17 protein-coding genes are annotated in these 17,708 nt (G+C 43.8%); 11 read left to right on the forward strand and 6 right to left on the reverse strand.

Annotation, left to right across the window (positions count from 1 at the left end; translation table 11 throughout):
* Positions 1-258: transposase (locus N667_RS18765; RefSeq protein ID WP_035099006.1), on the forward strand; the 258-nt coding region annotated here is incomplete at its 5' end.
* Between the two features lie 107 nt (positions 259-365).
* Here N667_RS18765 and N667_RS0114030 read toward each other — a convergent pair.
* Entirely contained in the window at positions 366-2,027 is a 1,662-nt protein-coding gene (locus tag N667_RS0114030; protein WP_027410163.1) for an acyl-CoA synthetase, read from the reverse strand.
* 156 nt (positions 2,028-2,183) lie between these two features.
* Positions 2,184-2,498, reverse strand: a complete 315-nt coding sequence (locus N667_RS0114035; protein ID WP_027410164.1) for a hypothetical protein — start codon at positions 2,496-2,498, stop codon at positions 2,184-2,186.
* Between the two features lie 196 nt (positions 2,499-2,694).
* Between N667_RS0114035 and N667_RS0114040 the strand changes: the two genes are divergently transcribed.
* The 6 genes from N667_RS0114040 to ald all read left to right on the forward strand — a co-directional run bounded on the left by N667_RS0114040 (position 2,695) and on the right by ald (position 8,103).
* Complete coding sequence (locus N667_RS0114040; RefSeq protein ID WP_027410165.1) at positions 2,695-3,903, forward strand: argininosuccinate synthase; 1,209 nt, start codon at positions 2,695-2,697, stop codon at positions 3,901-3,903.
* Positions 3,900-5,288, forward strand: a complete 1,389-nt coding sequence (argH, locus tag N667_RS0114045) for an argininosuccinate lyase (RefSeq protein ID WP_027410166.1) — start codon at positions 3,900-3,902, stop codon at positions 5,286-5,288. Before N667_RS0114040 ends, argH begins: the two co-directional genes overlap by 4 nt.
* A 267-nt stretch (positions 5,289-5,555) precedes the next feature.
* Positions 5,556-5,708, forward strand: coding sequence for a hypothetical protein (locus N667_RS20055; RefSeq protein ID WP_198020557.1), 153 nt, complete (start codon positions 5,556-5,558; stop codon positions 5,706-5,708).
* 41 nt (positions 5,709-5,749) lie between these two features.
* Entirely contained in the window at positions 5,750-5,908 is a 159-nt protein-coding gene (locus tag N667_RS20060; protein WP_198020559.1) for a hypothetical protein, read from the forward strand.
* Positions 5,909-6,096: 188 nt separating this feature from the next.
* On the forward strand, positions 6,097-6,855 hold the full coding sequence (locus tag N667_RS0114060) for an SDR family oxidoreductase (RefSeq protein ID WP_027410167.1): 759 nt from the start codon (positions 6,097-6,099) through the stop codon (positions 6,853-6,855).
* A gap of 126 nt (positions 6,856-6,981) precedes the next feature.
* Complete coding sequence (gene ald / locus N667_RS0114065; protein ID WP_027410168.1) at positions 6,982-8,103, forward strand: alanine dehydrogenase; 1,122 nt, start codon at positions 6,982-6,984, stop codon at positions 8,101-8,103.
* A 43-nt stretch (positions 8,104-8,146) separates the two neighbouring features.
* On the opposite strand, the gene N667_RS0114070 is transcribed toward ald, so the two are convergent.
* Complete coding sequence (locus N667_RS0114070; RefSeq protein ID WP_027410169.1) at positions 8,147-9,241, reverse strand: M24 family metallopeptidase; 1,095 nt, start codon at positions 9,239-9,241, stop codon at positions 8,147-8,149.
* Between the two features lie 146 nt (positions 9,242-9,387).
* Here N667_RS0114070 and N667_RS0114075 point away from each other — a divergent pair, with 146 nt between their 5' ends.
* Both N667_RS0114075 and N667_RS0114080 read left to right on the forward strand, forming a co-directional pair.
* Positions 9,388-10,068, forward strand: a complete 681-nt coding sequence (locus N667_RS0114075; RefSeq protein ID WP_027410170.1) for a metal-dependent hydrolase — start codon at positions 9,388-9,390, stop codon at positions 10,066-10,068.
* 118 nt (positions 10,069-10,186) lie between these two features.
* Entirely contained in the window at positions 10,187-11,503 is a 1,317-nt protein-coding gene (locus N667_RS0114080) for a CBS domain-containing protein (protein WP_027410171.1), read from the forward strand.
* A gap of 25 nt (positions 11,504-11,528) precedes the next feature.
* Here N667_RS0114080 and N667_RS0114085 read toward each other — a convergent pair whose 3' ends face one another.
* Complete coding sequence (locus tag N667_RS0114085) at positions 11,529-11,840, reverse strand: YtpI family protein (protein ID WP_027410172.1); 312 nt, start codon at positions 11,838-11,840, stop codon at positions 11,529-11,531.
* 91 nt (positions 11,841-11,931) lie between these two features.
* Here N667_RS0114085 and N667_RS0114090 point away from each other — a divergent pair, with 91 nt between their 5' ends.
* On the forward strand, positions 11,932-12,879 hold the full coding sequence (locus N667_RS0114090; protein WP_027410173.1) for a DHH family phosphoesterase: 948 nt from the start codon (positions 11,932-11,934) through the stop codon (positions 12,877-12,879).
* 80 nt (positions 12,880-12,959) lie between these two features.
* Here N667_RS0114090 and ytrI read toward each other — a convergent pair whose 3' ends face one another.
* Together ytrI and N667_RS0114100 are read right to left on the reverse strand one after the other, a co-directional pair.
* Positions 12,960-13,466, reverse strand: a complete 507-nt coding sequence (ytrI, locus tag N667_RS0114095; protein ID WP_027410174.1) for a sporulation membrane protein YtrI — start codon at positions 13,464-13,466, stop codon at positions 12,960-12,962.
* A complete protein-coding gene (locus tag N667_RS0114100) occupies positions 13,463-13,804 on the reverse strand; it encodes a YtrH family sporulation protein (protein WP_027410175.1) in 342 nt (113 codons plus the stop codon). Before N667_RS0114100 ends, ytrI begins: the two co-directional genes overlap by 4 nt.
* Positions 13,805-13,912: 108 nt before the next feature.
* Here N667_RS0114100 and N667_RS0114105 point away from each other — a divergent pair, with 108 nt between their 5' ends.
* A complete protein-coding gene (locus N667_RS0114105) occupies positions 13,913-17,248 on the forward strand; it encodes a DNA polymerase III subunit alpha (protein ID WP_027410176.1) in 3,336 nt (1,111 codons plus the stop codon).
* Positions 17,249-17,708: the final 460 nt, after the last annotated feature.

Below are 17,708 nucleotides of genomic sequence, written 5' to 3' on the forward strand. Positions count from 1 at the left end.
CATCAAGACATCTATGATCGAATGAGGAATCGTCGGTTATCGGCAAGGGGCAAGGTGTTGCGATCAGTTCGTCCCGCCACGATCGAGCGAAGTTTCGCAGAAAGCAAAGAACTCCACGGTCTTCGCTTTGCGCGGTACCGAGGAGTTCGATACGTACAGATTCAGGTTTGGATCACCGCCATGATCCAAAACCTAAAAAAATGGGCCAAATTACGATCCCTTCAACTCTATGGCCTATCTTTAACGTATCAAATGTAAAGCCAAAAGAAAAGAAAAAGTTCACATGTTCCGTGAACTTTTTCTTGACGCCTGACTTTTTCAACACTTTGAAGTGTCCGTATGAAAAGACGGACACTTCTTAGTTTTTAATTCGCATTTTTTTGTTTTTCGATTTCTTGATTGCGAAGGATGAATCGCTGGATCTTCCCGCTCGATGTTTTTGGCAGTTCTGATACGAATTCTACTTCACGAGGGTATTCATGTTTTGATAAACGGTTTTTCACAAACAAGGACAATTCCTTCGCTAGCTCTTCTGATGGCACGTAGCCGTCGGCTAACACGACAAAAGCTTTGACGATTTCTCCTTTGAACGGATCCGGCTTTCCGACGACAGCAGCTTCCACTACTGCTGGATGTTCAATAAGGGAGCTTTCCACTTCAAAAGGACCAATACGGTATCCGGCGCTAGAGATAATATCGTCGGCACGGCCTTGGAACCAAAAGTATCCGTCGGCATCCCTTGACGCTAAATCCCCTGTAAGGAACCAGCTGCCTAGCAATCGTTCTGCTGTTTTTTCAGGGTCTCTCCAATATCCTTTAAATACGTTCGGAACGGAATCAGTGTTGAACGCAATTTGTCCAACTTCTCCGTCTTTGACAGGGTTTCCATTATCGTCAAGCAGTGCGACCTCAAATCCTGGTAACGCCCATCCCATCGAGCCAGGATGTATTTCCATATTGAGTGCGTTAAAGTTGCCAATTAGCATTAACGTTTCCGATAAACCGTAATGGTCATGAACAGTTACGCCTAAATGTTTTTGGAAGAAGCGAATGACCTCTGGGTTTAACGGTTCTCCCGCTGAGCTCATCGCGCGCACGTTGATGTCGTATTTTTTGATTAATTCTTCGCCAGAGGCGACCATTGCCCGGTAAGCGGTCGGCGCGTAGGCAAAATTCGTCACGCGATACTTTTCCATAAGCCCGTAGTATGTTTCGGGTTTAAATGGCCCTTCATAAAAGACGATCGGCACGCCGAAACTCATTGGGGCGAACGTGCAAAAGATGAGACCATAAGCCCATCCCGGGTCAGCTCCTCCTAAAAACACGTCGTCCTCTCGTAAATCGATCGCATATTTCATGTAAGGATAAACGTTAATAAGCAAGTTGTGCGGCCACATTGCGCCCTTCGGCATTCCGGTAGAACCTGATGTATACTGAATCGCCAACAAATCGTTAACCGTTGTTTCTTCGGTAGTATGGTCCGTGGATTCTTTTGCAAGCGTTTCCCAAAACGGCAAGTCGCTCGCGTCGTCGCATCCATCAATGACAAATACGTGTTTCAATGACGGTGTTTTTTCCTTTTCTGGTAATTTCACACGTTGATCTTTATTAGTTAATATAACTTTTGCCTCGGAGTGGTTAATTCGGTATTCGACAGCCTGCGGCCCAAACGCTGTAAATAGCGGCACATAAATTGCTCCGACTTTCCATGCAGCGAGAATGTAGACGACTAGCGCCGGATTTTTCGGTAGAAGCGCGCAAACCCGGTCCCCTTTTTGTACGCCGATTTTACGGAACACATTGGCCATTTGATTCGACCAATCGCGCAACTCGCGATATGTAATCGCTTTCTTTTCACCTAAATAATTTTCGTAAAATAAAGCGATGCGGTGCGGATCGTCCGCATAGCGATCGCACGCTTCATGGGCGGCATTGAAGCGTTCTTTTGGATTCCAGTCATAACGTGCAAATACTTGATCCCAAGAAAAAGAGTTAATAACTGAAGCGTATGATGATAAGTTAGCCATATTTATCTCCCCCAAAAAATACAAATTCATATAAAATAGTAATACGAACAAAATAAATATTCAATATATTTTATAAAAACAAAAAATTATCATAATAAAAACAATAAAAATAAATAAGGAGAGCTTTATAATTTGTCCCTCCTTTCAATCCATTATTTAGCGATGAATTCTTTCTGATACGGTCTGGTTCATGCGGTACCAGATCCATAAATCATTGATAATTGAAGCAAGTTCCGCAATTTCTGAATTTAATTGGCAGGAGCGGGCAAAATCGCTTTCATCGCTCAACTCTGCTTGCTTTTGATTAATGATTTGTTCTAGTTCAGCGATTCGGTCGGGAATGGCTCCGCGAATTTTTTCCCACTCGAGCAAAATATCATGCTGTTCTTTTTCGTCATACTCTTCCCATTCTTTCGAAAGCATCGGCAGCGGGATGCCAAGACGCTCATCGTACGTAAAATAATCATTCATAATCCTTCCCTCGCTTTCTCCTATTTTTATTTTACAAAAAAGTATGAAAAATAACCAATAGGGGAATTCTAGTATTTTTATGCTTTTTTATGAATAACTATTGAAAAAAGCAGCAAAAGTTGATAAAGTGGTATTGTGGAATTTTTGAATAATTATTTAATTTAAAGTATATTTATTAAACGGAAGGGGAATAAACATGGCCAATCCAAAAATTGTGTTAGCCTATTCGGGTGGTTTAGATACATCTGTTGCGATTAAGTGGTTACAAGAGCGAGGCTATGATGTTGTTGCTTGTTGTTTAGACGTAGGCGAAGGAAAGGACCTTGATTTTATAAAAGAAAAAGCGTTAACAGTTGGAGCGATTAAGTCATACGTGATTGATGCAAAGGAAGAATTTGCCGATGAGTATGCTCTTGTTGCTTTGCAGGCGCATACGCTTTACGAAGGAAAATATCCGCTAGTTTCCGCTCTATCTCGTCCGCTCATCGCGAAAAAATTAGTTGAAATCGCAGAATTAGAGGGGGCAGTAGCGGTCGCGCACGGCTGCACCGGGAAAGGAAACGACCAAGTGCGTTTTGAAGTATCAATTAAAGCGTTAAATCCAAATCTTGAGGTTGTGGCGCCAGTGCGGGAGTGGAGCTGGTCCCGTGAAGAGGAAATCGAATATGCGAAAAAACATAACATTCCAATTCCTGTTGATTTAGACAGCCCGTTCTCCATCGACCAAAACTTATGGGGACGCAGCAACGAGTGCGGCATTTTAGAAGATCCATGGGCTGCGCCGCCGGAAGAAGCTTATGAATTAACAGCGGCTCTTGAAAATACACCAGATGTGCCGGATATCATTGAAATCGGTTTTGAACAAGGGGTGCCGACAACGCTAAATGGCCAAAAATATTCGCTAGCTCAATTAATTCTTGAGTTAAACGCCCTTGCCGGCAAACACGGAGTTGGCCGCATCGACCATGTTGAAAACCGCCTTGTCGGCATTAAATCGCGCGAAGTATACGAGTGTCCGGGAGCGATCACGCTTATTAAAGCGCATAAAGAATTGGAAGATTTAACATTAGTGAAGGAAGTGGCGCATTTTAAACCGTTAATTGAACAAAAATTAGCGGAGATCATCTACAATGGTTTATGGTTCTCGCCATTGAAAGATGCGCTCGTGGCTTTCTTAAAAGAGACGCAAAAAAATGTCACTGGTGTTGTGCGTGTTAAATTGTTTAAAGGCCATGCGATTATTGAAGGACGGAAATCGGAGTTCTCATTATACGATGAAAAATTGGCGACATATACAGCAGAAGACGAATTTGACCATCAGGCAGCAGTCGGCTTTATTTCCCTCTTTGGTTTGCCGACGAAAGTATACAGCATCGTGAACAGCCAAAAGAAGGTGAACGTGTGAAAAAGCTATGGGGCGGCCGGTTTACGAAAACGGCAGAAGAATGGGTCGATGAGTTTGGTGCATCGATCCCCTTTGACCAACAGCTTGTCGAAGAGGATATTGAAGGAAGTATCGCCCATGTGACGATGCTGGGGAAATGCGGCATTTTGCCAAACGACGATGTCGAAGTGATCAAAGCTGGTTTGCTTTCCCTTTTAGAAAAAGCAAAGCAAGGGCAGCTTGAGTTTTCCGTTGCATATGAAGATATTCATTTAAACATCGAAAAAATGCTGATCGACGAAATCGGCCCGGTCGGCGGAAAGCTGCATACGGGCCGCAGCCGGAACGACCAAGTGGCGACTGATATGCATCTATATTTGCGCAAACGGGTCAAAGAAATTATCGAGCTGATCCAAGAGCTGCAAAAAGTGCTAATCGAAAAAGCGGAAGCCCACGTCGAAACACTTATTCCGGGATACACGCATTTGCAAAGGGCGCAGCCGATTTCGTTTGCGCACCACTTGCTGGCGTATTTTTGGATGCTTGAGCGCGACCGCGAGCGGTTTACGGAGTCGCTCAAGCGCATCAATAAATCGCCGCTTGGCGCTGGGGCATTGGCAGGGACGACGTTTCCGATCGACCGCCATTTGACGGCGGAGCTTCTCGGGTTTGACGGCATTTATGAAAACAGCATCGATGCGGTAAGCGATCGCGATTTTATCATTGAGTTTTTAAGCAACAGCTCCATGCTCATGATGCATTTGTCGCGCTTTTGCGAAGAACTGATTCTTTGGTCAAGCCAAGAGTTTCGCTTCGTCGAAATGGACGATGCGTTCGCAACAGGAAGCAGCATCATGCCGCAAAAGAAAAATCCGGATATGGCCGAGCTCATTCGCGGCAAAACCGGGCGAGTGTACGGCAATTTATTCGGTTTGTTGACGGTGATGAAAGGGACGCCGCTTGCTTACAACAAAGACATGCAGGAAGACAAAGAAGGCATGTTCGATACGGTAAAAACGGTGATCGGCTCTTTAAAAATTTTCGCTGGCATGATTGCGACGATGAAAGTGAACGAGCAAGTAATGGAACAGGCGACCAAGCAGGATTTTTCCAATGCAACGGAGCTTGCTGATTATTTAGCGAAAAAAGGCATGCCGTTCCGCGAGGCACACGAAGTGGTCGGCCAACTTGTCTTAATATGCATTGAAAAAGGTATTTTCTTAGCGGATTTGCCGCTTTCCGATTATAAAAAGGCATCGGAATTGTTTGAGCAAGATATTTACGACGCGTTGAATCCTTATACGGCAGTGAATCGTCGCCAAAGCGCAGGCGGTACAGGATTCACTGAAGTCCGTCAAGCGATTGAAAAGGCTAAGATGCTTTTGACAGCCGACAATGGAAAATAAACAAAACGAGGATCATTTCTTTCAGAGGAATGATCCTCGTTTTTTATTTCTGATGACTAAATACCACTATTTTCCGCCTTTACCTCAATGATTACAAGCGAGGCATGTTTACTGCTATTTCGTTTAACGGTTTTGCCCCCTCGTTTCTATAAGTGTTCACGGCCTTCTTGTTTTGGCTAGAAATGTTAATGATAACGACAGTATATCAGGAGAAAAAATAAGAAAACTAAAGCTGTCATGATGATTTGATGAAAAGGGGTGACAGCAGTGGAGAAAAGGAGCAGTGGTTACAAACAATCATTGCATTATGATGAAGAGCAGGCGCGGGCAGTTAGTGAACAAATTACTAATGCGTACCAAAGCGGAGGTCTTGAACGAGAAGAGCTGCACTATCAACCGGACAGGGAAGTAGGAGAATAGAAAAATTAGGGGTTACAGTTTCATGAAAAGGGGGGAATATGATGCCGAGAGAGCGCGAAATTTTATACTATGACGAAGAAGATGCTTTGGAGATTAGCCAGCAAATTACAAGCGCTTACCATAGCGGTTTTGAGGATCGAGAGCTTATTGAAGACCCGCGTTATCGCCAAACAGAACAACGAACCCTTGAGTTAGATTAAGAAAAACTATATTTGATCTTTAAATCAAATGATAATTGCATCTAATACACCACTACAGCGCAGGCTAGTTGTACAGGCTGACATAATATTTTTCCGTCAGCCTGATTTTTTTATCATAAAAAATGTTATAACCGTATTTTTTATAGTAAATTAGAGATGTACAAAGAGATTATAGGGAGGCGTTTTTTGTGCGGCATGCCCTTATCACTGCTGGAGCAAAGGGATTAGGGAGAAAAGTAACGGAAAAGCTGCTCGAGAAAGGCTATTCTGTCACTGTTAATTATAGAAGCGACGAGAATGCAGTTCAGTCATTAAAAGACAAATATGCTCACCTTTCGCAACGCTTGCAATTTGTGAAAGGGGATGTAACCAAGAAAGAAGATTTGCATCGTTTAGTAGATGAGGCTGTTAATCGTTTTGGTAGAATTGATTTTCTGATTAACAATGCGGGCCCATATATTTTTGAAAGAAAAAAACTAGCCGACTATGATGAAGCGGAATGGTATGAAATGATTGAAGGCAATTTAAGCGCTGTTTTCCATCTGTTTAAAAAAACGATTCCGATTATGAGAAAACAGAGATTTGGGCGCATTATTACATACGGATTTCAAGGGGCAGAAAGCGCGCCAGGCTGGCTGCACCGCTCCGCGTTCAGCGCGGCGAAAGTCGGCCTCGTGTCATTGACAAAAACGATTGCAGTAGAAGAAGCAGAATATGGAATTACCGCGAATATGATTTGCCCCGGTAATATTTTAGGGGATATGAAAGAAGCGACGATTGCACAAGCACGGCAAAAAAAAGATGATATGACGCCGATTGGACGGTCTGGAACAGGGGAAGATATTGCGCGTGTCGTCGCATTTTTATGCGAGGAAAATTCCGATATGATTACCGGCACGGTGATTGAAGTGACAGGAGGATTGGATGTGATTCACCGCCATCGGTAATGTGAATATTTTTCCAAAAATCATCTCATCCTAGAAGAATGAGGTGATTTTTTTATGGCTGCGAGTAAAACAGAAGCATTACCATGTATATGATGTTCTAAACTATTACGAGGAGGATGGCTCGTTATGAAAATTGGTGTTCCTAAAGAAATAAAAAATAATGAAAATCGTGTTGCGATGACCCCTGCGGGAGCAATGACGCTAGTTCAAGCGGGACATGAGGTGCACGTGCAAACAGGAGCTGGCGAAGGGTCGGGATTTTCGGATGATGAATATGCGCAAGCAGGAGCGACGATTGTTAAGACTGCAGAAGATGCATGGGCGGCAGAAATGGTGATGAAGGTAAAAGAACCGCTTCCAGAGGAGTATGCTTATTTTCGGGAAGGGCTCATTTTATTTACGTATTTGCACCTTGCTCCAGAGCCGGCATTAACAAAGGCACTCATTGATAAAAAAGTTGTTGCCATCGCATATGAAACAGTGCAATTAGCGAACGGTTCTTTGCCGCTTCTTACACCGATGAGCGAAGTGGCCGGGCGCATGTCAGTGCAAATTGGTGCGCAGTTTTTAGAAAAGCCGCATGGCGGAAAAGGAATTTTACTCGGAAGCGTGCCGGGAGTAAAGCGCGGAAAAGTGACAATTATCGGCGGGGGAGTGGCTGGAACGAATGCGGCGAAGATGGCGGTTGGACTTGGGGCGGAAGTAACGATTATTGATGTAAATCCAGAGCGGCTTCGCCAGCTTGAAGATTTATTTGGAAACAATGTGACGACCCTCATGTCGAACATGTATAACATCGCCGAGTCGGTGAAAGATTCGGATTTGGTCATCGGGGCGGTTCTCATTCCGGGGGCCAAAGCGCCGAAGCTTGTGACGGAAGAAATGATTCGCTCCATGACACCAGGGTCTGTCGTCGTTGATATCGCGATTGACCAGGGCGGCATTTTCGAAACGACGGATCGGGTCACCACCCATAGCGATCCAACATATACGAAACATGGTGTCGTTCATTATGCGGTAGCCAACATGCCAGGGGCGGTGCCGCGCACATCAACATTTGCATTAACGAACGTGACCGTTCCGTATGCGCTGCAAATCGCAAACAAAGGGTATCAAAAGGCGTGTTTGGACAATCCGGCTTTATTAAAAGGGATGAACACGTTAAATGGATATGTAACGTATGAAGCGGTCGCACAAGCGCACGGCTTAGCATTTCAAGAGGCTAAAACGATCCTTGAATCAATGTAAAAGTCAAACGGCGTCTTCGCTTTTTGCGAAAACGCCGCTTTGCTTATAGAGTGATCAACTCTTTTGGATAGCTTGTTAAAATTTCAACACCATCATTGGTGATAAGCACGTCATCTTCGATTCGCACGCCGCCAATGGACGGAACGTAAATGCCTGGTTCAATTGTAAATACCATTCCTTGTTCAAGTGCCATCGCATTCGTTGCGTTCATTGACGGGTATTCGTGAATCTCGATTCCTAATCCGTGGCCGACACGGTGAGTAAAGTAGGATCCGTATCCGGCTTGTTCAATGATTTGTCGTGCTGCTTGATCCACTGTTCCCGCTGCCGCGCCGGGCTTTGAGGCAGCGATCGCCGCAAGTTGGGCTTTTAATACAGTTTCATAGATTCGCTTTTGTTCATCGCTCGGCTTGCCAAAGACGACGGTTCTTGTAATGTCAGAACAATATCCATCGAGAACGACGCCTAAATCAAATAAGACAAAATCTCCTTTTTGGATCGCCGCCAAGCCAGGCGTACCATGCGGGTCGGCTGTTTTTTGTCCCGTGAGCACCATCGTTGCGAACGACATTTCGCGAACACCTTGTTTCTTTAGTTCGTATTCGATCGCTGCAATAATCTCTAATTCTGTTTTTCCTTCGGCGATCGCTTTGACGCCGACTTCAACTCCAAGATCGGCCAACGCCGCTGCTTGGCGCAAGATCGAAACCTCTTGTTCATCCTTCATCATCCGAAGCTCGCGCAGCTTTTCTTCGGCGTTAATGGTGGATCGTGCTGAAAAATATGTACATAGCTGTTCATATCGTTCAAGCGAAAGATGGGTTTTTTCAACAGCAATGCGGTCGGCGGCAGGCTGTCTTTTAGTGACATGCTCGGAAATGAGCTCCCAAGGATTTTCAATGTCGCTGTAGCCGATCAACGAATAGTGCCAGCCCGAGCGTTTTGCTTGCCCTGCCTCCATTTGCGGGCAAACGAGTATCGGTTCTTCATTTGGAAAGACGACAAGAGCGAGCAGTCGCTCGTGCGGATCGCTATAAAATCCGCTAAGGTAAAAAACATTCGGTGTTGACGTAATGATAGCAAATGAAATATGTTGTTCTTGGAGCCATTGTTGAAACGCTTGAAGTCGTTGGTTCATAGCATCCCCTTCTTTGTTATAGTAGTCTATTTTGAGGGTACCAATAATTGAATGAGATGTAAACGCTTATTCAATTGAAAAAGGAAATCCGAAATTTTCTGCGAATACATAACATGAAAGGTTTATTAGGAAAGGAGCGAATATCGGTGAAATTAACTTACTACGGACATTCGGTGGTAAAAATCGAAACAGGCGGTAAAACGATTTTTATTGATCCGTTTATTACAGGAAACGGGGCTACCGATTTAAAAGCAGATGACGTGCATGTTGATGTCATTTTGCTGACGCATGGCCATGGAGATCATGTCGGCGACACCGTTCCTCTTGCATTGCGCAACAATGCGCTTGTCGTAGCGCCGTTTGAATTGGCAACGTATTTAAGCTGGCAAGGGGTCAATGTGCATCCGATGCATATCGGAGGGGCGCATGAATTTGAGTTTGGAAAAGTAAAGCTGACGCAAGCTTTCCACGGTTCAAGCTATATTGATGAAAACAAGCAAATTATTTATACGGGGATGCCTTGTGGAATGTTATTCTCCGCTGAAGGAAAAACGATTTATCACGCGGGGGATACGGCGTTATTTTCCGATATGAAGCTGATTGGCGAAAGAAACGACATCGATGTCGCGTTTTTGCCGATTGGCGACAATTTTACAATGGGTCCAGAAGATGCGGCGCTGGCAGCGGAATGGCTGAAGGCAAAGACGGTTGTTCCAATCCATTACAATACGTTCCCGGTGATCGAACAAGATCCCCACAAGTTCGTTTCCATGTTGAAACATGGTGTTGGCAAAGTATTGAAACCGGGAGAAAGTATCGAGTTATAGAAAAGGAGAGCCGGTTGAATGGCTCTCCTTTCCTTATTTTCTATCATGCCGCTTCATTGAATCGCATCTCGTTCACCCGTATAATAGAAAGTAGATATTTGGCAAAGGGTGAATAATTTTGGCGACAAAACATGAGCAAATTTTGCAATATATCGACAGTCTGCCTGTTGGCGAAAAAATTTCCGTTCGGCAAATTGCCAAAGAAATGGGGGTGAGCGAAGGGACGGCTTACCGCGCCATTAAAGATGCCGAAAATAAAGGATACGTAAGCACGATCGAGCGCGTAGGCACGATCCGCATTGAGCGAAAAAAGAAAGAAAATATTGAGAAACTGACGTACGCGGAAGTTGTCAATATTGTTGATGGCCAAGTGTTAGGAGGACGCGAAGGCCTTCATAAAACGCTTAATCGCTTTGTGATTGGAGCAATGCAACTAGAGGCGATGATGCGCTATACAGGGGCCGGGGATTTGTTGATTGTCGGAAACCGGACAAAAGCGCACCAGCTTGCTCTAGAAGCGGGGGCGGCTGTATTAATTACCGGCGGATTTGATACGGCTGACTACGTCAAAAAATTAGCAGACGAATTGCAGCTGCCGATTATTTCCACAAGCTACGATACATTTACCGTGGCAACGATGATTAACCGAGCGATTTACGACCAGCTTATTAAAAAAGAAATTGTTCTCGTTGAAGATATTTTAATTCCGACTGAGCAAACGGTGTACTTGCAAACAACCGACATAGTAGAAAGATGGTATCAGCTTAATAGGGAAACGAAACATAGCCGCTTTCCTGTTGTGGACCCGCAGTTGAAAGTGCAAGGGATGGTTACATCAAAAGACGTGCTAGATTGCGACCGGGCGTTATCAATTGAGAAAGTGATGACAAAACACCCGATTACCGTCAACGGGAAAACATCTGTCGCTTCCGCTTCGCATATTATGGTGTGGGAAGGAATCGAACTATTACCAGTAGTTGATGAACATAATCGGTTGCAAGGCATTATTAGCCGGCAAGATGTATTAAAGGCGTTGCAAATGATTCAGCGTCAGCCTCAGGTGGGAGAGACTATCGACGATATTATTACAAGCCAATTTCATGAAATGGACCCGCAATCCAAAACTGAAAACGTGTTTCGCTGTACAGTGACACCGCAAATGACAAACTATCTCGGGACGTTGTCTTACGGTGTGTTCACAACGATTGTGACAGAAGCGGCGACAAGAGTGTTGCGGCTGTATAAGCGAGGAGATTTAGTGATCGAAAATATTACCATTTATTTTATTAAACCGGTGCAAATTGATAGCACCATTGATATCAAGGCCAAATTGCTTGAAATCGGGCGGAAATTCGGGAAGGTTGATGTAGAGGTATATCATGAAGGAACGGTTGTGGGCAAGGCACTGATGATGTGCCAGCTAATGGATCGATAAACGTGTCTATTAAAAAAAACGGGGATCATCCCCCGTTTTTTGCCGTTTGTTGAGCTTCTTCAATAACAAGCGGCAGATAATGCTTGTAGGCACGGTACCCTGCCCATACGCTTCCGGCACCGATCAATAAAAATATAGATCCGACCACATATGTCACTGTCGAAGAATAAAGAAAAAATTGATTGACTCCGAAGAAAAAGACGAACGACCCAAGAGCAATGCTAGATTTTGCAGAAAGCCATCGCCGCTCAATCGGGCGGCGGCTGCGGAAATATTTCATTTTATAGTATGCATAAAAGGAAAGCGAAAAAATAATCAAAATGACCAATACAGGCATAGACGACCCTCCATCTTTTATCTCTCTACCATTGTACATGTTTTTCCCTTATAATGAAAGAAAACTATCGTAAATAAGGAGAAAGACGATGATGAATGAAAAAGCATTGGAAATTTTAGAAACGATTAAAGAGTTTGATACAATTATTATTCATCGCCATGTGCGCCCTGACCCAGATGCTTACGGCTCTCAAGGGGGATTAGCGGAAATTTTAAAAGCGTCTTTCCCAGAAAAAAAGATTTACACTGTAGGAAAAGAAGAAGAATCTCTCAACTTTTTGCGGCGATTAGATGAAATTGATGACAGCGTCTATGAACAAGCGCTTGTGATTGTGTGCGATACAGCAAATCAAGAGCGCATTTGCGATGGGCGTTATCGCCTTGGAAAAAAATTGATTAAAATTGACCATCATCCGAACGAAGATCCATACGGCGATTTATTATGGGTCAACACAGATGCGAGTTCGACGAGCGAAATGATTTATGAATTTTATTTAGCCGGGAAAGAAAAAGGGCTTATTATGACGCAGGAGGCAGCACGCCTGATTTATGCAGGAATTGTCGGCGATACGGGCCGATTTCTTTTTCCGAGAACAGGAGAGAAAACATTTCGTTATGCAAGCGAATTAATCCAGTACGGATTTTCGTTGACAGAGCTATATGACAATATGTACCGGACAAAAGTGAATATCGCTCACTTAAGCGGTTATGTGCTACAAAACTTTGTGTTTTTACCAACCGGAGCGGCATTTGTGAAAATCTCTAAGGAACTGCTTCAGCAATATGGAGCCTCTCCTTCAGAAGCATCTCAGCTTGTAAGCCTTCTTGGCAACATTGACGGAATGAAGGCATGGGTCTTTTTTATTGAGGAAGATCAAGAAATTCGCGTTCGCCTTCGCTCGAAAGGCCCAATTGTCAATGAAGTTGCCAAAAAATACGGAGGGGGCGGACACCCGCTCGCCGCTGGCGCTTCCATTTACTCATGGGATGATGCCGATCGGGTGATTGCCGATTTAGAAGCCGTTTGCTGTGCAACATAAAATCCCGGCGCTTCGCCGGGATTTTTAACATATTCATCGAGAGGTCTCCCGCTTCTAAACGATGTGCGGGAGGGAGAGGTTTATTGTCTAATTGGTTTAAGCTTCAGCTCGATCGATAACGTAGTGAATAGGAATAGTTCAGTAATTTCAAGCTTATATGCTTGTTCATTAATAGTAAAAGTTTTATTCTCAATTGTTTTTTTTAGCAGCTCTTTACTTTTGTAAACTGTTTCAATATCTTTAGCGACGAGATGGGATATATCTTCTTTTACGCTTTCTTCAATGCGGAACTTCATATATGAGTCGAGTTTATACTGTTCAGCGTTTGTAAGATGGATGCGGATTTCTTGTATCGTCAATTTTTTTTTGTTCATTTTATTTAATTTCACATAATCTTCTTGCCAAATTTGAATATCGTTCTGTAAGTCAACGATTTTGTCTTGTAATTCGGCGATGCGGCGGACTTGCTTTTCTTGCAGGATTCCAAATAAGTGTAAGAATATAAACCAGCTTACAATTGCACCAATAGCTGCGCCGGCAAAAAAACGCTGCCATGCACGACTCTGATAATAAGGAGGAATTCTCATGAAGAGATATGCTCCTGTGTCAGCCAAGTAATGATTGTCATACCTGTTTGCGCACCGCCAATCGCCGAAACGATGAGCAGAAACTGCTTAATGATATCGCGTGTTTCCCCCGAAAACAAACCGCGCTCCACTGTGTAGAAGGTATCGAACGTTCCGCCGATAGCAGACACGACCGCCCAAATTTTCAAATCGAGCGCAAATCGGTATATGGAGGTCAGCGGTGGCTGCCCCATTAAAAACGCTCCGATCCCACCTATAATTGCTCCTCCTAGCAGCACTCCAAGAGCGATAAAATAACCTTGAACGAATGCCGGTAAAAACGCTAACTTCATTCCCATCGTCGCCTCATCCCTTTCTTTAATCATATATATGGACGAACGATGATAAGTATGTTTTGCTTTCGAAAAGTTTTGTCGACTATAATGAGGAAAAAGGAGGGAAGAACATTGTCGTTTGTTCACCTTCATGTGCGAAGCGGATACAGCTTATTAAATGGGACGACGAAAATTAAAGATTTAGTAAAAAAAGCAAACGAGCTAGGATTTCACTCGCTTGCACTAACAGATGAAAACGTGTTGTACGGTGCTATTCCGTTTTATGAAGAATGCAGAAAATACGGCATCAAGCCGATTATTGGAATGATGGCCCACGTCCAGCTTGAAGGGGATGAAGCGTACCCGCTCGTGTTATTAGCTAAAAATAACATCGGGTATCGACATTTGCTCAAAATCAGCAGCGCAATTCAAACAAAAACGAAAGGCGGTATTCCGGAGAAGTGGCTCAGGCATTACTGCGACGGTATCATCGCGCTAACGCCGGGAAGGAGTGGACAAATTGAAACGCTGCTAGGGCAGCAGCAATGGGAAAAAGCGCTTGAAACTGCATTTGCCTACAAGAGGCTGTTTGGCGATGACTCATTTTACATAGCAGTGCAAAGGCACGGAACGGAAGAATGGTGGCAACGGGAGCTCATCGCTTTAAGTTCGGAAGCTAAGGTGCCGCTTGTTGCCACCAATGACGTATACTATCTGGAGAAAAAAGACGCCTTCGTGCATGATTGTCTTCTTGCCATTCAACAAGGTACGAAACTCGATGAGGAGGGAAGGATAAAGCTTCCGAGCGACGAATATTATTTAAAATCAACCGATGAAATGGCTGCTTTGTTCGCTGACTCACCTTTGGCGCTCGAAAATACCGAAAAAATCGCTTCCCAATGCCACGTTGATATTGTGTTTGGGGATATGAAACTTCCGAAATATCCTTTGCCGGAAAATGAAAATGCCCATGACTATTTACAGCGTCTTTGTCTAAAAGGGCTGCATGAGCGGATTGTATCGCCGTCCCCTGTATATTTGGAGCGCCTCCGCTATGAGCTGGAAGTCATTAAACAAATGAATTTTAGCGACTACTTTTTAATTGTCTCCGATTTTATGAGCTTTGCGCGAAAGCAGGGGATCATAACGGGGCCGGGGCGCGGCTCGGCGGCCGGTTCTCTTGTAGCATATGTCCTTTACATTACAAACGTAGATCCTGTCGCATACGGATTACTGTTTGAGCGGTTTTTAAATCCTGAACGTGTGTCAATGCCCGATATTGATATTGATTTTCCGGATGAGCGACGCGATGAAGTCATTCAATATGTCGCTGATAAATATGGAATGCAGCACGTTGCGCAAATTATTACGTTCGGAACGTTTGGAGCGCGGGCTGCGATTCGTGATGTCGGCAAGGCAATGGGGATTGATACTGAAGAGATAGAGAAAATTACGAAACACATTCCTAGTAAAATGGGAATAACGCTACAAGAAGCATACGACCAATCGCCTTTACTCAAAGAAGCGGTTAACGGGTCGCCGAAGTGGCGCAAGGCGTTTGCTGTCGCTTTACAGTTGGAAGGGCTTCCACGACATACGTCAACCCATGCAGCAGGGGTTGTAATAAGCGATCAGCCGCTTTCAGACGTTGTTCCATTGCAGCAAGGGCATGGTAATATTTATTTGACACAATATCCGATGGACGTGTTAGAGCAACTTGGGTTGCTGAAAATGGATTTTCTCGGCTTGCGCACATTGACATTCATTTCGAATATATGCAAGCTTATCTATCAAAAAACAGGAGAAACGGTTGATTTACAACACATACCGCTCGATGATGCGAAAACATATGCTCTATTAAGTCGAGGAGAGACAACCGGCATTTTTCAATTGGAGTCGGAAGGAATGAAAAATGTATTAAAACAGCTGCGTCCATCGCAATTTGAAGATATTGTTGCTGTGAATGCATTATACCGGCCAGGGCCGATGGACTTTATTCCGACGTATGTGAAACGGAAACACGGTGACGAAGCCGTCACGTATCTTCATCGGGATCTACAGCCGATTTTGCAGATGACTTATGGCGTGATCATCTATCAAGAACAAATCATGCAAATCGCCGCAGAAATGGCGGGATTTTCCCTCGGACAAGCGGATTTGTTGCGCCGCGCCATAAGCAAAAAGGATAAAGACATTCTTAATAAAGAGCGGGAGCGTTTTGTTCACGGGTGCATCGCAAAAGGGTACGATGAAAAGATGGCCTACGAACTATACTCTTTAATTGTCCGGTTTGCCAATTACGGATTCAACCGAAGCCATGCGGTTGCTTATAGCATCATTGCTTATCAGCTCGCCTATTTAAAGACACATTATCCACTATATTTTTATGCGGCGTTGTTAACGAGCCTTATAGGGGATGAGGAGAAGATTGCCTATTGCGTTCAAGAAATGAAACAAAAGGGCATTCGGTTACTTCCTCCTTCTATTAATCAAAGCTATTATTCATTTTCCGTTGAAAATGATGCTATTCGCTGCAGTCTTGCTGCGATTAGACATGTCGGTGCCCAAACGGTGAAAGCGATCATTGAGGAAAGAAAAAGACGTCCTTTTTCCGATTTATTCGATTTTTGCCTTCGTTTATCAAAAAAGGCGGTGAACCGAAAGGCTATCGAATCATTAGTATTAGCAGGAGGATTCGATGAATTTGGTATTGAGCGGGCCACTTTACGAGAGAGCATCGATGTGGCGCTCGAGCATGCCGATTTGATGGGCCCATATATTGTGGAAGATGGAGACAATTTGATCAATGAACTATCTTTTAAACCAAAGTATGTGGAAGCTCCGGCTCTTCCGCTTGTCGAGAAGCTCGCGCGTGAGAAAGAAGTATTAGGGATGTATTTATCGACACACCCTGTTTCCGCTTATACCGGTCGATTTCAAGCAGCTGGTGCACTTCGTATTGCTGATGTGCGGAATGAAAACGAAGGTAAGAAATTGCGCATCGGTGTTTATATTGTCGAGGAGCGGAAGGTGAGAACGAAAAAAGGAGAGGAAATGGCGCTTTTGTCCGTTAGTGATGAAAGCGGTGAGATCAGAGCGGTCGCTTTTCCTGATATATACGCTCGTTACCATTCTTTGCTGAAAACAGGTGAAGTGGTATTGCTGGAAGGAAAAATGGAAGAGCGCAAGACAAATCGACAGTTTATCATTAAAAGGGTTTTCCCGCTTGCCGAATTGCGAGAACAGGCGCTTTATATAAAAATCTCCCCTGATCACATTCGCTACGGAAAGCTGTCGGTGCTTAAAGAAGCGCTGAAAAAATATCGCGGGCATGTTCCTGTAGTGCTTTATTACGAGAAAGACAAGAAAACGATCAAGCTATCAGAGGAATATCATGTAAATGCTTCGAATGAATGTTTAGAAGAACTAAGAGAAATATTCGGTTATTCATATGTTGTGCTAAAATAATATTTCTTTACTATTTCATCGTTTTATTATATTGTATAAACGTTAGGTGGTCAGACCAGTTCTGTTTAACGATCTGTTTAGCTTTGTGTGAAGGGGAGCTACATAGTTATAAAGGATGCCAGAGAAAGCTTAGAAATGGAGAACCAGTTTTTCGTTAGCAATGTGAGCTAGTTTATTCCCATTAGAAGCGCTTTGCAAAGAAACTGCGGAGGATGTAGTAACAAACAGAGGGGGTTCGTCGCAAATAAGTCCGTTGTGTAAAGATGAAACGTGTAAAAATTGAGGTCAATAACACTAGTGCGGATAAATTTGCTATCATTAATCTCTTATACCGCTACGGTGCTCAGAATATTATTATGTTTGGCCTCAGGAAAGATGCGCAAGGGATGATTAAGTGAAAGAAGCTATTGCAAAATCTATGAACTAGAAACGAAAAAATTTTAATCAAAGAAACATCGCG

The sequence above is a fragment of the Anoxybacillus tepidamans PS2 genome (assembly GCF_000620165.1).
GTDB classification, from domain to species: domain Bacteria; phylum Bacillota; class Bacilli; order Bacillales; family Anoxybacillaceae; genus Anoxybacteroides; species Anoxybacteroides tepidamans_A.

What these genes read in the sequence shown, in the direction of transcription:
- N667_RS0114030 (WP_027410163.1), bottom strand. Translation starts at nt 2,027, where the DNA reads ATGGCTAACTTATCATCATACGCTTCAGTTATTAACTCTTTTTCTTGG.
- N667_RS0114085 (WP_027410172.1), bottom strand. Translation starts at nt 11,840, where the DNA reads ATGCCTGTATTGGTCATTTTGATTATTTTTTCGCTTTCCTTTTATGCA.
- ald (WP_027410168.1), top strand. Translation starts at nt 6,982, where the DNA reads ATGAAAATTGGTGTTCCTAAAGAAATAAAAAATAATGAAAATCGTGTT.
- N667_RS0114040 (WP_027410165.1), top strand. Translation starts at nt 2,695, where the DNA reads ATGGCCAATCCAAAAATTGTGTTAGCCTATTCGGGTGGTTTAGATACA.
- ytrI (WP_027410174.1), bottom strand. Translation starts at nt 13,466, where the DNA reads ATGAGAATTCCTCCTTATTATCAGAGTCGTGCATGGCAGCGTTTTTTT.
- N667_RS20060 (WP_198020559.1), top strand. Translation starts at nt 5,750, where the DNA reads ATGCCGAGAGAGCGCGAAATTTTATACTATGACGAAGAAGATGCTTTG.
- N667_RS0114035 (WP_027410164.1), bottom strand. Translation starts at nt 2,498, where the DNA reads ATGAATGATTATTTTACGTACGATGAGCGTCTTGGCATCCCGCTGCCG.
- N667_RS0114070 (WP_027410169.1), bottom strand. Translation starts at nt 9,241, where the DNA reads ATGAACCAACGACTTCAAGCGTTTCAACAATGGCTCCAAGAACAACAT.
- N667_RS0114100 (WP_027410175.1), bottom strand. Translation starts at nt 13,804, where the DNA reads ATGGGAATGAAGTTAGCGTTTTTACCGGCATTCGTTCAAGGTTATTTT.
- N667_RS0114090 (WP_027410173.1), top strand. Translation starts at nt 11,932, where the DNA reads ATGAATGAAAAAGCATTGGAAATTTTAGAAACGATTAAAGAGTTTGAT.